Source organism: Alcaligenes sp. CHO6 (genome assembly GCF_037120595.1).
GTDB classification, from domain to species: Bacteria; Pseudomonadota; Gammaproteobacteria; order Burkholderiales; family Burkholderiaceae_B; genus Alcaligenes; species Alcaligenes ammonioxydans.
Map to the genome: position 1 here is coordinate 736547 of NZ_JBANCI010000002.1, position 13615 is coordinate 750161.

Genomic DNA, 13615 nt, shown 5'->3' on the forward strand with positions numbered 1-13615 from the left:
GCCGCGCATCGTATGACGCAACGCTCGGTGTGAGCCATTGAGCCGGGTCATGAAAAAACCCGCCAAATCCATCTGGCGGGTTTTTTTGATGCTGGAGAACTTAACGCCAAGTCAGATTCGGCAAGATAGCCATGCTGGCATCGGCCCCGTTCAGGGTGTACATGTGTATACCCGGCGCCCCGCCATCGAGCAGATCCTGACACAAGCGCGCCACCACATCGATCCCGAAAGCGCGAATCGATGCCCGATCATCACCAAAATCGGCCAGTCGCAAACGAATCCAGCGTGGCACTTCCGCACCGCACATGGTCGAAAAACGCAGCAACTGAGACGAGTTGGTAATGGGCATGATGCCCGGCGTGATCGGAATGGTGACACCTTGAGCCTGGGCCCGCTCCACAAAACTGAAGTAGGCATCCGGGTTGAAGAAATACTGGGTGATTGCGCCATGCGCCCCGGCCTTGACCTTGTTCACAAAGTGACCCAGGTCTTCCTCAAGGCTGGTGGCCTGAGGATGCATTTCAGGGTAGGCAGCCACTTCGATGTGAAAGTGTTCGCCATAGTGCTCTCGAATGAAGGACACCAGATCACTGGCATAGCGCAGCTCACCCGTGTCACCGCCCATGCCCGAGGGCAAGTCGCCGCGCAAGGCAACAATACGGCGTATGCCCTGATCGCGGTAGGTATCGAGCATCTCGCCCAACTGGGCCGGAGCCGTACCGATGCACGACAGGTGCGGTGCCACATCCAAGCCCAGGTTTTGCAGCAATGCCACCGCATCGACCGTACCAGCACGTGTGGAGCCACCGGCTCCAAACGTCATGCTGACATAGGCCGGATTCAAGCCCATCAGGGTCTTGGCAGTGCGCACCAGTTTTTCCTGCGCCGCGCTATCGCGCGGCGGGAAAAACTCCAGGCTCAAGGTTTGCTTCTTGCTCATTTAATTAACAATCCCGACAGCAGCCCGGAAACCAGGCTGTAGACGATCGCCCCAATCACCGCCCACCAGAATCCTTCAACCTGAAACCCTTTGAGAATGGAACCGGCAAACCAGAACACCAAGGCATTCAGTACCAGAAGGAACAAACCCAAGGTCACAATGGTAATGGGCAAGGTCAGCACAATCAGCAAAGGTTTGACCAACGTATTGAGCAAGCCCAATACCAGCGCCGCAATCAGGGCTGAGCCAAACGAGGCCACGGTAATACCGGGCAGGATGTAGGCAACAACCAGCAAAGCAACAGCATTCAGGATCCAGACAAGTAGCAAAGTCATGATAGGGCTCCAAGAACAGGCGTCCGAAGACGCCGGTGTGTTTTAGTAGCGGTAGTGCTCAGCCTTAAAGGGCCCTTGCACAGGCACGTTGATGTAATCTGCCTGCGCCTGGGACAAGGTAGTCAGGTTCACACCCAGTTTCTTCAGGTGCAAGCGAGCTACTTTCTCGTCCAGGTGCTTGGGCAGTACATATACTTTACCTGCTTCGTAGTGCTCGCCACGGGTGAACAATTCAATTTGTGCAATGGTCTGGTTCGTGAACGACGCCGACATCACAAACGAGGGGTGCCCAGTTGCGCAGCCCAGGTTCACCAAACGACCTTTGGCCAACAGGATGATGCGCTTGCCGTCGGGGAAAATAATGTGATCGACTTGGGGCTTGATCTCTTCCCACTCCAGGTCTTCCACCGAGGCCACATCGATTTCATTGTCAAAGTGACCGATATTGCACACGATGGCCTGATCTTTCATGCGTTCCATGTGCGAGCGGTCGATGACATGGTAGTTGCCTGTCGCGGTCACGAAGATGTCTGCTTTGTCGGCAGCTTCTTCCATGGTTACCACGCGGTAGCCTTCCATCGAGGCCTGCAGGGCGCAGATGGGGTCCACTTCGGTGACCCAAACCTGGGCGCGCAAGGCAGCCAACGCTTGCGCACACCCTTTGCCCACGTCGCCAAAGCCACACACCACCGCGATCTTGCCGGCAACCATCACGTCCGTGGCACGCTTGATGCCGTCCACCAGGGACTCGCGGCAGCCATACAGGTTGTCGAACTTGGACTTGGTCACCGAGTCGTTCACGTTGATGGCAGGGAAAGCCAGCTCACCTTTCTTGGCCATCTGGTACAGACGGTGCACGCCTGTGGTGGTCTCTTCAGTCACACCCTTGATTTGGGCCAGGCGGGTGGAATACCAGGTTTTGTCGTTTTGCAGACGGGCGCGGATGGAGGCGAACATGACGCGCTCTTCTTCGCTGCCGGGATTGTCCAGAACGGACAGATCTTTTTCAGCACGGGCGCCCAGATGCAGCAACAGGGTGGCGTCGCCACCATCGTCCAGAATCATGTTGGCCTGTTCGCCGGGCCAGTCAAAAATGTCGTGGGCGTACTGCCAGTACTCTTCCAAGGTTTCACCCTTGACGGCGAACACGGGCACACCGGAGGCGGCAATGGCCGCAGCAGCGTGATCTTGCGTGGAAAAGATATTGCACGAGGCCCAGCGCACTTCAGCGCCCAGAGCCGTCAGGGTTTCAATCAGCACCCCGGTTTGAATGGTCATGTGCAAACTGCCGGCAATGCGTGCGCCCTTCAGGGGCTGCGAGGCGGCAAATTCCTCGCGGGTGGCCATCAGGCCAGGCATTTCGGTCTCGGCAATGGTCAGCTCGCGGCGGCCCCATTCAGCCAAGGAAATATCGGCAATTTTGTAATCGGTAAAAGTCACAGTCGGGCTCCGTTATACGGCACGCGGACTGCACGGAGAGCAAATGAATCTCACCAGCAGCCCGCCATGCGGGTCGTGGTGAGCGTCGTTCTCCAAGGTGGATACCACCTATCCATACCCCGAGCCTGGCAAGATCAGTGTCTTGTCGCAACGCCCCTCGAGGATGGCAATTTACTGTTGGTGATTGTACCTGTTTGGCTCCTCTTGGGAAGACAGCCTCACTGGTAAAAAACATCATTTCTTTGTCTGAGTCCGAGTCTGGCCCGCCTCATCCCACGTTGCGGGCACCCGGATCGGGAACCCACAACGCGATACTACGTCTGCAAAGCGCCGCTCATGCGGCCTTTGCCTGTTCGCCCAAAAGGCTTAGATGGCCTGACGCAAAATCTGCGCCTTGTCCGTGGCCTCCCAGCTGAACTCAGGCTCGCTGCGGCCGAAGTGACCATAGGCGGCTGTCTTGGAGTAGATGGGACGCTGCAGATCCAGCATGTCAATAATGCCGCGTGGGCGCAGGTCAAAATGCTGGCGCACCAGCTTGGCGATTTCGGTATCCGGAATCACACCCGTGCCTTCGGTGTAAATGGTGATGTTGATTGGCTCGGCCACGCCAATGGCGTAGCTCAACTGCACCTGGCACTGACGCGCCAGACCGGCGGCCACAATATTCTTGGCCACGTAACGCGCCGCGTAGGCCGCGGAACGGTCCACCTTGGAGGGGTCCTTGCCGGAGAAGGCACCGCCACCGTGCGGGCAGGCACCGCCGTAGGTGTCCACAATGATCTTGCGGCCAGTCAGACCGCAATCGCCTTGAGGACCACCAATCACGAACTTGCCGGTGGGGTTCACCAGGAAGCGGGTTTTCTCGGTCAACAGATCCGATGGGAAGCATGGACGAATGATGTGCTCAATGACCGCTTCGTGAATGTCCTTCTGGGACATTTCAGGCGCGTGCTGGGTGGACAGCACCACGGTGTCCACTTCGGCAGGATGGCCGTCCACATAGCGGAAGGTAACCTGGGACTTGGCATCCGGGCGCAACCAGGGCAGACGACCATCTTTGCGCAGCTCGCTTTGGCGTTGCACCAGACGGTGGGCATACCAGATCGGAGCAGGCATCAGATCAGGGGTTTCGTCGCAGGCATAGCCAAACATCAGGCCCTGGTCGCCGGCACCCTGGTTCAGCAGCTCTTCAGGGCTACGGTCCACGCCCTGGGCGATATCGGGCGATTGCTTGTCATAGGCCACCAGAACCGCGCAGGATTTGTAATCGATGCCGTAGTCGCCATTGTCATAGCCAATGCGCTTGATGGTGTCACGGGCTACCTGGATGTAGTCCACGTTGGCGTGGGTCGTGATCTCGCCGGCCAGCACCACCAGGCCGGTATTGCACAGGGTTTCAGCGGCAACACGCGCTTGCGGGTCCTGCTCGAAAATCGCGTCCAGGATGGCGTCGGAAATCTGGTCGGCAACCTTGTCGGGGTGCCCTTCAGAGACGGATTCGGACGTAAAGAGAAAGTCGTTGTGGTTCACAGCGTAGCTTCCTTGGATAAGGGCTGATAATCAGCACGAGGTTGAACAAACTGCGTTGCACCTCGAAGCCAGCGATGTGGATACGATAGACGGGGCGCGACGCTTTAGCGGTTTATAGTGGGCAGATTGCTGCCTGATCGCTCCGCAAGTTGTCGTTTAACTCAGCGATACATTCCATTTTAAGCGAAAATACGTATTTATTTCAGCAAAACTTCACACTAAAGGATTGCCAGGCCCATGCTCGCGGCACTTTTACGTCTGATGGCTCGTCTGCCTTTACCCGTCCTGCATGGGCTGGGCAAAGGAATCGGACGCCTGATTTACGCTTTTCCCGGACGCTATCGCCGCCGTCTGCAAAGCCACTGTCGGCAAGCGGGTTACGACTCCCCCGCTTTTTTTCGACAAGCGGCCGGAGAAACCGGCGCCATGATCCTGGAAACGCCACGCGTCTGGTTGTATCCGGAAAAGTGCCTGGCCCGTTGCACTGCGGACGACCCCACCCTGCTCCAGACTACCCATGCCGAAGGGCGCGGTGTGCTTTACCTGACCCCACACTTGGGCTGCTTTGAAATGATTGCGCGCTATCTGGCCGGTTTAGGACCGCTGACCGTCATGTTCCGCCCCCCCCGCCAAGCCTTCCTGGAGCCCTTGATGGTAGCGTCGCGCGAATTACCAGGAATGCATGCCGTCCCCGCCAACATGAAAGGCGTGCGCGAATTTGTTCGTGCTTTTCGCCGGGGCGAGTCGGTCGGCATGTTGCCCGATCAGGTTCCCAGCGGCGGAGATGGTGTATGGGCGCCATTCTTTGGTCGCCCTGCCCTGACAATGACGCTGGCGGGCAAGCTGGCACGCCAATCCAACGTGCCTGTGATTGTGACTGCTGCCGAGCGCCTGCCCAAAGGTCGTGGATGGCATATCCATACCTTGCGTCTGCCCGAGCCCTTGCCCGAGGACCCGACAGAACTGGCTACCCTGATCAACCAGTCCATGGAAACCATGATCCGGCGCTTCCCCACCCAATACCTGTGGGGCTATAACCGCTACAAAATTCCTCACGATGCGCCCCCTTTGCCTGGCGATACCACCCCATGAGTTTTAATTCTTACCCGCTGCTCAAATCCGTTTTTTCCTATTTTGGCCGTGTCCCGGTACGCACGCGCCAGCGTTGGGGCACTGTGCTGGGCGGACTGGTACATCGCTTTGCCTCGCGCCGCCGGCATATTGTGCGTACCAATCTGGACCTGTGTTTTCCCGACACCCCCGAAAGCACCCGTCGTGAATGGGAGAAGCAGCACTTTCGCTTGCTGGCTCAATCCTATCTGGACCGGGGCCTGCTTTGGTTCGGCCTGCCCAGCACCATTTTGAACACCCTGCACCTGACGGGTGAAGAACACATTACCCAAGCCCTGGAACAAGGCCGCAAGGTCATGCTGCTGGTCCCGCATTTCCTGGGGATGGACGCAGCGGGCACACGACTGTCCATGTCCATTTCACCCTTGGTGGCGTTCTACACTCCGCAACGCGACCCCCATGTGGATCGCCTGATGTATGAAGGCCGCAGCCGCTTTTCCTCGGTGCCGCTGATCTCACGCAAGGACGGTATTCGCGGCCTGATGCGCGCGCTGCAAAAGGGTCAGCCAATTTATTACCTGCCCGATATGGATTTCGGCACCAAAGGCGCGGCGTTCGTGCCCTTTTTCAATGTTCCGGCGGCCACGCTGTTGTCCACCGCGCAGATCGCCCGAAACCAGGACGCGCTGGTCATTCCGGTGATTTCGCGACTGGACGCACAAACCGGCCACTACCATATTCAGGTGCTGGAACCCATGGCCGACTTTCCGGGTGAAGGCAGCCTGGAAGAGGCCACCGAACGCATGAATGCCCTGATCGAAAACTATGTGCGCGAGGACCCGCCGCAGTATTATTGGGTACATCGACGCTTCAAAACCCGCCCTGAAGGGCAACCCGGCATCTACTAGGCCCCATCATGTATCGCTCTCCTGCACCCCAACCCGCAGCCACAATCTGGCATTTCAGCAAAATGCACGGTGCGGGCAATGACTTTGTCATGCTGGATGGTGTGACGCAGGACATCGAACTGACACCGGAACGAGCCCGCGCTCTGGCAGATCGCCATTTCGGGATTGGTGCCGATCAGATTTTGCTGGTGGAGGCGGCAACCGAAGCCGGCGCCGACTTCCGATACCGGATCTTCAACGCCGACGGCGGCGAGGTCGAACATTGCGGCAATGGCGCGCGGTGCTTTGTCCGCTTCGTGCATGAGCAAGGCCTGTCGTCGGCCAACCCTTTGCGTGCGCAAATTCGCACCGGCATCATCAGCTTGAATGATGATCCGGAGCGCGGCGTGGAGGTCATGATGGGCACCACCCGATTTACGCCGGCCGATGTTGCTTTTGACCCAAGCGGGCTGGAACAGAAAGCTCAGGGCGAGGATACGCTGTGGCTGCTGCCCGTGCCCGATCAAGCCGAACCCGTCTCCCTGTCGCTGGTGTCCATCTCCAATCCCCATGCGGTGCAAGTAGTCGATGACGTCAAGCAGGCTCCCGTTGCCACGGTCGGCCCGTTTATCGAGTCCCACCCCCGTTTTGCCCACAAGGTCAACGCCGGGTTCATGCAAATTCTTGATCCCCACCATATCAAGCTGCGCGTCTACGAACGCGGTGCGGGTGAAACGCTGGCCTGCGGGACCGGCGCCTGTGCGGCTGTGGTGGCAGGCATACGCCGGGGATTGCTCCAAAGCCCGGTTGTCGTTGATACTCGTGGAGGCAGTCTACGCATTGAATGGGACGGACAGGCGCTACGCATGAGCGGCCCGGCCCAAACCGTCTTTACCGGACAAGTCGATATTGATGCACTGTGTGCATCCGTAGCCAGAAAGGAAACCTTCTAGACATGGATACCCCCAACAGCCTTAGCGCCGTGGACGTGGCCCAGTTTTTGAAAGCCAACCCTGATTTTTTCGACGCACACGCCGACGTTTTTGCCAAACTGATGGTGCCCCACCCGCATCAAAGCCGCGCCATTTCCCTGGGCGAGCGCCAGATCATGCTGCTGCGCGAACGCGGCAAGAAAACCGAACGCCAACTGGCCATGCTGGTGGCCAATGCCCGGGGCAATGAAAAAATCTCGCGCCAATTGCATCAATGGAACTGCCAGATGCTGGCCGAGTCTGATCCCGCGGCCTTGCCCGCTCTGATTTGCAGCAGCCTGGAACGCATCTTCGAGATGCCAGTCGTGCGCCTGCATTGCTGGAATCCGGACGAGGTACTGGCCGATGACCCCTTGGTCAGTTGGGCCTATACCTTGCTCAAACCCTATTGCGGTCCCCGTCGTGAACAAGACTTTCTGGCTGACCTGCAGCAGGATGCCCAGTCAGTGGCGATCGTGCCCTTGAGATTCCCCGAATCCGATGCCTTGTTTGGCCTGCTGGTGCTGGGTTCCCCCGAGGACTCTCGCTTTACCGTCGATATGGGCACCGACTTTCTGGAAGGCATCGGCGAACTGTGCAGCGCGGCCTTGCAGCGTTTACACAAACCCAGCCGTATTAATCAAAACGAATGTCCGGCCTGAAAAAACCAGACTGCACCGCTAGCAAGGACCACTCGCCAGGGCAATCTGTCGCCCACCCGGTGCTCAGTCCGGCCATGCAAAACTGGCTAAATCAACTCAGGCAGGAAAAACGCTATTCGGAACACACTCTCAGTGCGTACCGGAACGACTTACGTCATTTGCTGGCGCAGTATCCCGGCACCGACCCCGACACGCTAAATCAAAGCCAGTTACGGCAGGCCGCGGCCCGCTTGCATGCCCAAGGCATGGCACCACGCAGTCTGGCCCGCATTCTGGCTGCCTGGCGCGGCTATTATCAGTCGCGTACCCAAGCGCTGGGCTGGCCCTTGAATCCTGCCGCCAGCCTGAAGGCTCCCCGGATAGGCCGACCTCTGCCCAAAGCACTGTCCGTAGACCAGACCCAGCAACTGCTGGACCACGCCAGCGCACCTATTCAGGACGATCCGGTCAGTTTGCGCAATCAGGCCATGTTCGAGCTGTTTTATTCCAGCGGACTACGCCTGGCCGAACTGGTCAGCCTGGACACCCATTATCACCAAAGCCCCCAGCATCAATCCAAAAGCTGGTTATTGCTGCAAGAGCGCGAACTGCTTGTGAGTGGTAAAGGTGGCAAGACGCGGCGCCTGCCGGTTGGCGAGAAGGCCGCCCAGGCCTTGCAGGCGTGGCTGAAAAAACGTCCGATTCTGGCCTCGCTGGCCCCTAACGCAGATGCCAATGCCGCGCTGTTTCTGGGGGCACGAGGAGCGCGGATCCACCCGCGTGTCGTCCAGCAGGAACTGGAAAACTACGCCCGCGCCAGCGGCCTGCCCGTTCATGTGCATCCCCATAGCCTGCGTCACAGCTTTGCCAGCCATTTGCTGCAATCTGCCCAGGACTTGCGGGCAGTACAGGAGCTCTTGGGTCATACCAATATCTCTACCACCCAGATCTATACACGGCTGGACTTTCAGCACCTGGCCCAGGCTTACGATCAGGCCCACCCTCGGGCACAACGCAAGAACCGGGCCAGTGACAAGCCGGAGGAGTGAATCAGGGCTGCAAGGCCTTGACCAGTTGATCCGTGTTTGAGCGCATCATGCCCAAGTAGGTGTCCACGCCGGAGCCGGGCTCCCCCAAGGCGTCGGAATACAAAGTCCCGCCCACTTTCGCCCCAGTTTCACGCGCAACTTGCTCTACCAGCTTCGCGCTGACCGTGTTTTCCACGAAAATGGCCTGAATCTGTTCACGACGAGCCTGCTGAACAATTTGCGCAATGTCTCGCGCCGAGGGCTCCGCCTGGCTGGAGACGCCCACCAGAGGAATAAAGCGAATATCGTAGGCCTTGCCCATGTAGGAGAAGGCATCGTGGGACGTAATGACCTTGCGCTTGTCGACCGGCACTGCCTCTAGGCGAGCCTTGATGGAATCATCCAGTTCCTGAATGCGTTGCGCATAATCCTTGGCACGGCGCTGATAGTAGTCCGCATTGGCTGGGTCCGCTTGCTCCAGCCCCTGGCTGATATTGCGCACATATATTTGCGCCAAGGCCAGGCTTTGCCAGGCATGTGGGTCCTGACTGCCATGCTGATGGCTGTCATCATGGGTGCCGGGCTCTTTCTCGCCCTGTGGAGCATGTCCGGCCTCATGGGCGTGGCCGGGTTCCTTGGCACGATCATGATCGTGGTCGTGGTCGTGGTCGTGGTCGTGGCCGTGGCCGTGGTCGGCATGGTCATCGTGACCGCCCTCAAACGCCAAGGGCGTAATGCCCGCCGTAGCCACGACCTGCGGGCCCTGATAACCCGCGGCCTGCTGCAAACGCGGCAGCCAGGTCTCGAACTCCAGACCGTTAATTACCAGCAATTGCGCATTGGCCAGAGACTTGGCGTCACTGGGGCGTGGCTCAAAGGCATGGGCGTCACCATTGGCGGGCACAATCGTGCTGGCTATCACCTTGTCGCCGCCAATCTCCTTGACCATGTCGTTCAGGATCGAAAAGCTGCTGACCACGCGCAAGGGTTCCGCCTGTACGGACAGGCTCAGTGCCAGCAAGCCCAGCGCCAGTACGGCGCGGCCTGAATGAATGTCTCGCATTTTCATCGATCATGCTCCAAGAGAGAGGCCATGCGCCGACGCCGCGCGCGCCATTGGGAATACGCACGCAGCAAACCGCCTTGAGGGCCAAAGGTGATGGAAAGAAAGTAAAACGCACCAGCCGCCAGAATGATCGCGGGAGAGGCCGGCACGTTGTAGTAGTAGGAAAACAGCAAGCCCAGATACGCGCTGATCATGCCGAGCAAGGCCGCCACCAGCATTTGCCGGCCCACGGAATACACCCAGAACCGGGCCGAGGCAGCGGGCAGCATCATGATCCCCACCACCATCAAGGTCCCCAGAACCTGAAAGCCGGCCACCAGGGTAATGACCAGCATGAACAAAAACAGCATATGAACCAGCGAGCCGCGGCCCCCTTGGGTGCGTAAAAAAATCGGGTCCATGCACTCCAGCACCAGGGGCCGAAAGACCAGCGCGAGGATCACCAAGGTGACCGTCGTGCTGCTGGTGACCAGCAGCAAGGACGCATCATCCAGGCCCAGTACCGTCCCAAACAGCACATGAATCAAATCCATATTGGAGCCGCGCAGCGACACCAGCAGCACCCCCAACCCCAGAGACACCAGATAAAAGGCGGCGAAACTGGCGTCCTCACGCTGTGGAGTCAGGCGCGCGACCAATCCGGCCAGCAAGGCCACCACCAGGCCCGTAATCATGCCCCCTATGGCCATCGCACTTAAAGACAGGCCGGCCGTCAGAAACCCCACCGCCACCCCAGGCAAAATGGCATGCGCCATGGCATCGCCCATCAGACTCATGCGACGCAGCACCAGAAACACGCCCAACGGCCCGGCCGCTGCGGCCAGGGCGAAGGAGCCGGCCAGAGCGCGCTTCATGAAGCCAAAGTCCATGAAAGGGCCGAACAGAACATCAATGAGTGCCATCACAGATAGTCCCCCGCGCACAAATGCCGGGCCAGATGCAGATTCTCCGGCGTCAGCACGGCTTCGGTTTCCCCCCAGGCAACAACTTGTCCGGCAAGCAGCACCGTTTGCGGAAAGCAGCTACGCACCATATCCAGGTCGTGCAGCACGGCCATGACCGTACGGCCCTGTTGATGCCAATCCAGAATCAAGCTCATCAATTCATCCGATGTCGCGCGATCCACCGCGGCAAAGGGTTCGTCCAGCAACAGAATCTGGGCGTCCTGCATGATCATGCGCGCAAACAAGGCACGCTGTAGCTGCCCGCCCGACAAGGTGCCAATGGAACGCCGGGCGAAGTCCGCCAGACCGACCTGTTCGAGCGCATGGGCAATCCGCTCATGCTCCGCCCTGGGGAAACCGCCCCAGGCTCCGACCCGCTTCCAGGCCCCCATGGCAACCAGGTCATGCACCGTCACGGGAAAGCTCTTGTCCAGATCCCCCATCTGCGGCAACAGGGCCAATTCATTCAAAAAGCCACTATCGACAACAATCCGCCCCTTGAGCGGATTGATCTGCCCGGTCAAGCCTTTGAGTAAGGTGGACTTGCCCGCCCCGTTTGGCCCCACAATGGCTGTCAAGGAGCCTCGGGTAAAGCCACCGCTGATATCACGCAGAGCAATTTTGTCTTTCCAGCCCAGCGCCACATGATCCAGCTCGATCAAGGTCTGATGTGAACTCATGCCCTTACCACGCGCCCATGGCCCAGGCCGTCAGCAGCCACAGCACAGCAGCCACGCACAAAGCGCCCAGTACGCGCTGCCCGGCCGAGGCCAGCAAGAGCGAACGGCGCGGCGCCGGACTGCGGAAAGTCGAGGGAAATTGAGGACAGGACATGAAACAGGGATAATGCGGCTGGATGAGGATATTTAATTTCTCTAAAGATGTTATAACATAACAAACAACCCATCAAGCGCCATGCCTGTACATATTCTTACGCCCGCCGCCATTGAAGACCAGCTTGCTACCGCGGACCAGCTTTGCCTGGAGCGCGGCAAACGGCTGACTTCAATTCGCCGTCAGGTACTGGAAATCCTGATTCAGGCCCAGCGCAGTTTGCGCGCCTACGAACTGCTGGATCTGGTTCGCGAGTTCCAGCCTGGGGCCAAGCCCCCTACCGTGTACCGCGCCCTGGACTTTCTGACAGAGGAAGGCCTGATCCACCGTCTGGATGCCGTCAATGCCTGGACTGCCTGTGTGGATGCCGGCGGCCACCCCCACGACTTGCTGATTGTCTGCACCCAGTGTGGCACCGTGGTGGAACTGTGCGCACCGGACCTGAGCCAAAGGCTGGCTGACTGCGTACGCGGTGCCGGCTTTGCCCTGTCGGGCCACGAAACCGAGCTGCGCGGCCTGTGCCAGCGTTGCGTCGCGGCTAAAAACGAGCGAAAACCCTTATCTGCCCGCTAAAACATGGTATTTTGCCGCCAATCAGTATATATTCCTCGATCGATTGGCAAACCTCTGTGAATTTTTACAGATCACCGTTTGCCCAACAGGCAAGGCTGTGATGTAATCGCACGTTGTTTTCGTGCGGAGCAGGGGGGTACAGGAAGCCGCGGCAAGGGCCGTGCCTTGTACCTTTCGCCCGCCACTGCGAGGCATGTTTATGAACGCGGCATCAGATCTGAAAAACATGGTTCCAGTCACGGTGCTGACTGGTTTTTTGGGCGCTGGCAAGACCACGCTGCTCAAGCGCATCCTGAGCGAATATCACGGTCGACGCATTGCCGTCATCGAGAACGAATTCGGACCGGAAGGCATCGACAATGAGTTGTTGGTACAGGACTCCGAAGAAGAAATCGTTGAGCTGAGCAACGGTTGCGTCTGCTGCACGGTACGTGGCGACCTGATGCGCACCCTGAACGATTTGCGTGTGCGTCGCGAGGCGGGCGAGCTGAAGTTTGAACGCGTCATCATCGAGACCACCGGCATGGCCAACCCCGGCCCGGTCTGTCAGACCTTCTTCATGGACGATGATATTGCCGACTACTATCGGCTGGACGCGGTCATCACCGTGGTGGACGCCAAACATGGCATGGCCACGCTGGACCAGCAGGAAGAAGCCCAGAAACAGGTTGGCTTTGCGGACCGCCTGCTGATCTCCAAAAAAGATCTGGTCAACGATGCCGAGTACGAGGCCCTGCGCGCCCGTCTGATCCGTATCAATCCGCGGGCCACCATTACGCCGGTTCACTTTGGTGAAACCGATATCAAGGATTTGCTGGAAGTCAGCGGTTTCAACCTGAACTCCATTTTGGACATTGATCCGCAATTCCTGGCAGAGCAGCATCCCGATGCGGCTGACGACCATGATCATCACCACGATCATGCCCACGGCGATGAAGGCGAGTGCGGTCCGGGCTGCGGCCACGATCACCACCATCATCACCACGGACACGCCGTTCACAATGACGAAATCGGAGCCTTCGTGTTCCGTTCGGATCGTCCTTTTGACCCCGAACGCCTCGAAGATTTCCTGTCGGGCATTGTTCAGGTATTTGGACCAGATCTGATGCGCTATAAAGGCATTCTGTATCTGAAGGGCATCAATCGTCGTATGCTCTTTCAAGGCGTACACATGATGATGAGCGCCGAGCCCGGCAATGCCTGGCTGGCCAAAGATAAGAAAGGCACCAAGCTGGTCTTTATTGGCCGCAAGCTGCCCCAAGATATATTCACCCAGGGCCTGGAGAATTGCCTGGTCTGAATTAATAATTATTCAGTAAATGCGGAGCGATTGCGCGTGACGACAGTTACAGGCT

15 protein-coding genes and 1 riboswitch are annotated in these 13615 nt (G+C 58.5%); of the genes, 7 read left to right on the top strand and 8 right to left on the bottom strand.

Annotation, left to right across the window (positions count from 1 at the left end; translation table 11 throughout):
* Positions 1–100: 100 nt before the first annotated feature.
* The 4 genes from metF to metK all read right to left on the bottom strand — a co-directional run bounded on the left by metF (position 101) and on the right by metK (position 4245).
* The gene (metF, locus tag V6936_RS11370) at positions 101–940 is read right to left on the bottom strand and encodes a methylenetetrahydrofolate reductase [NAD(P)H] (protein WP_131071227.1); all 840 of its coding nucleotides are present in this window, start codon (positions 938–940) and stop codon (positions 101–103) included.
* On the bottom strand, positions 937–1275 hold the full coding sequence (locus V6936_RS11375; protein WP_003804245.1) for a phage holin family protein: 339 nt from the start codon (positions 1273–1275) through the stop codon (positions 937–939). The genes metF and V6936_RS11375 overlap by 4 nt, the downstream gene beginning before the upstream one ends.
* 42 nt (positions 1276–1317) lie before the next feature.
* The gene (gene ahcY, locus V6936_RS11380; protein ID WP_003804247.1) at positions 1318–2715 is read right to left on the bottom strand and encodes an adenosylhomocysteinase; all 1398 of its coding nucleotides are present in this window, start codon (positions 2713–2715) and stop codon (positions 1318–1320) included.
* A 73-nt stretch (positions 2716–2788) separates the two neighbouring features.
* A riboswitch (S-adenosyl-L-homocysteine riboswitch) is annotated at positions 2789–2880 on the bottom strand.
* A 201-nt stretch (positions 2881–3081) separates the two neighbouring features.
* Positions 3082–4245: a methionine adenosyltransferase gene (gene metK, locus V6936_RS11385; RefSeq protein ID WP_003804249.1), complete on the bottom strand. Its 1164-nt coding sequence runs from the start codon at positions 4243–4245 to the stop codon at positions 3082–3084.
* A gap of 237 nt (positions 4246–4482) precedes the next feature.
* On the opposite strand from metK, the gene V6936_RS11390 reads away from it, so the two are divergent.
* The 5 genes from V6936_RS11390 to V6936_RS11410 all read left to right on the top strand — a co-directional run bounded on the left by V6936_RS11390 (position 4483) and on the right by V6936_RS11410 (position 8864).
* Entirely contained in the window at positions 4483–5337 is an 855-nt protein-coding gene (locus tag V6936_RS11390; protein WP_059318510.1) for a lysophospholipid acyltransferase family protein, read from the top strand.
* Positions 5334–6224, top strand: a complete 891-nt coding sequence (locus V6936_RS11395; protein WP_003804253.1) for a lysophospholipid acyltransferase family protein — start codon at positions 5334–5336, stop codon at positions 6222–6224. Before V6936_RS11390 ends, V6936_RS11395 begins: the two co-directional genes overlap by 4 nt.
* Positions 6225–6232: 8 nt before the next feature.
* Entirely contained in the window at positions 6233–7156 is a 924-nt protein-coding gene (gene dapF / locus V6936_RS11400) for a diaminopimelate epimerase (RefSeq protein WP_131071226.1), read from the top strand.
* A gap of 2 nt (positions 7157–7158) precedes the next feature.
* Entirely contained in the window at positions 7159–7836 is a 678-nt protein-coding gene (locus V6936_RS11405; protein WP_219235536.1) for a DUF484 family protein, read from the top strand.
* 74 nt (positions 7837–7910) lie between these two features.
* Entirely contained in the window at positions 7911–8864 is a 954-nt protein-coding gene (locus tag V6936_RS11410) for a tyrosine recombinase XerC (RefSeq protein ID WP_131071225.1), read from the top strand.
* A 1-nt stretch (position 8865) separates the two neighbouring features.
* Here V6936_RS11410 and V6936_RS11415 read toward each other — a convergent pair whose 3' ends face one another.
* From V6936_RS11415 to V6936_RS11430, 4 genes are read right to left on the bottom strand one after another with little or no spacing between them, the layout of a single operon-like run.
* Positions 8866–9912 (bottom strand): metal ABC transporter substrate-binding protein, encoded by a 1047-nt coding sequence (locus V6936_RS11415; RefSeq protein WP_336579906.1) that lies wholly within the window; start codon positions 9910–9912, stop codon positions 8866–8868.
* The gene (locus tag V6936_RS11420; protein WP_059318506.1) at positions 9909–10811 is read right to left on the bottom strand and encodes a metal ABC transporter permease; all 903 of its coding nucleotides are present in this window, start codon (positions 10809–10811) and stop codon (positions 9909–9911) included. The genes V6936_RS11415 and V6936_RS11420 overlap by 4 nt, the downstream gene beginning before the upstream one ends.
* Positions 10811–11533, bottom strand: coding sequence for a metal ABC transporter ATP-binding protein (locus V6936_RS11425; protein ID WP_003804263.1), 723 nt, complete (start codon positions 11531–11533; stop codon positions 10811–10813). Before V6936_RS11425 ends, V6936_RS11420 begins: the two co-directional genes overlap by 1 nt.
* 4 nt (positions 11534–11537) lie before the next feature.
* Positions 11538–11687, bottom strand: a complete 150-nt coding sequence (locus V6936_RS11430; protein ID WP_336579907.1) for a hypothetical protein — start codon at positions 11685–11687, stop codon at positions 11538–11540.
* 81 nt (positions 11688–11768) lie between these two features.
* Between V6936_RS11430 and V6936_RS11435 the strand changes: the two genes are divergently transcribed.
* Together V6936_RS11435 and V6936_RS11440 are read left to right on the top strand one after the other, a co-directional pair.
* Positions 11769–12260, top strand: coding sequence for a Fur family transcriptional regulator (locus V6936_RS11435; protein WP_003804266.1), 492 nt, complete (start codon positions 11769–11771; stop codon positions 12258–12260).
* Positions 12261–12459: 199 nt separating this feature from the next.
* The gene (locus tag V6936_RS11440; protein WP_336579908.1) at positions 12460–13560 is read left to right on the top strand and encodes a CobW family GTP-binding protein; all 1101 of its coding nucleotides are present in this window, start codon (positions 12460–12462) and stop codon (positions 13558–13560) included.
* Positions 13561–13615: the final 55 nt, after the last annotated feature.

Coding starts and splice junctions, on each gene's coding strand:
- metF (WP_131071227.1), bottom strand. CDS start 940: ATGAGCAAGAAGCAAACCTTGAGCCTGGAGTTTTTCCCGCCGCGCGAT.
- V6936_RS11375 (WP_003804245.1), bottom strand. CDS start 1,275: ATGACTTTGCTACTTGTCTGGATCCTGAATGCTGTTGCTTTGCTGGTT.
- V6936_RS11390 (WP_059318510.1), top strand. CDS start 4,483: ATGCTCGCGGCACTTTTACGTCTGATGGCTCGTCTGCCTTTACCCGTC.
- V6936_RS11395 (WP_003804253.1), top strand. CDS start 5,334: ATGAGTTTTAATTCTTACCCGCTGCTCAAATCCGTTTTTTCCTATTTT.
- dapF (WP_131071226.1), top strand. CDS start 6,233: ATGTATCGCTCTCCTGCACCCCAACCCGCAGCCACAATCTGGCATTTC.
- V6936_RS11405 (WP_219235536.1), top strand. CDS start 7,159: ATGGATACCCCCAACAGCCTTAGCGCCGTGGACGTGGCCCAGTTTTTG.
- V6936_RS11410 (WP_131071225.1), top strand. CDS start 7,911: ATGCAAAACTGGCTAAATCAACTCAGGCAGGAAAAACGCTATTCGGAA.
- V6936_RS11415 (WP_336579906.1), bottom strand. CDS start 9,912: ATGAAAATGCGAGACATTCATTCAGGCCGCGCCGTACTGGCGCTGGGC.
- V6936_RS11420 (WP_059318506.1), bottom strand. CDS start 10,811: ATGGCACTCATTGATGTTCTGTTCGGCCCTTTCATGGACTTTGGCTTC.
- V6936_RS11425 (WP_003804263.1), bottom strand. CDS start 11,533: ATGAGTTCACATCAGACCTTGATCGAGCTGGATCATGTGGCGCTGGGC.
- V6936_RS11430 (WP_336579907.1), bottom strand. CDS start 11,687: ATGTCCTGTCCTCAATTTCCCTCGACTTTCCGCAGTCCGGCGCCGCGC.
- V6936_RS11435 (WP_003804266.1), top strand. CDS start 11,769: ATGCCTGTACATATTCTTACGCCCGCCGCCATTGAAGACCAGCTTGCT.
- V6936_RS11440 (WP_336579908.1), top strand. CDS start 12,460: ATGAACGCGGCATCAGATCTGAAAAACATGGTTCCAGTCACGGTGCTG.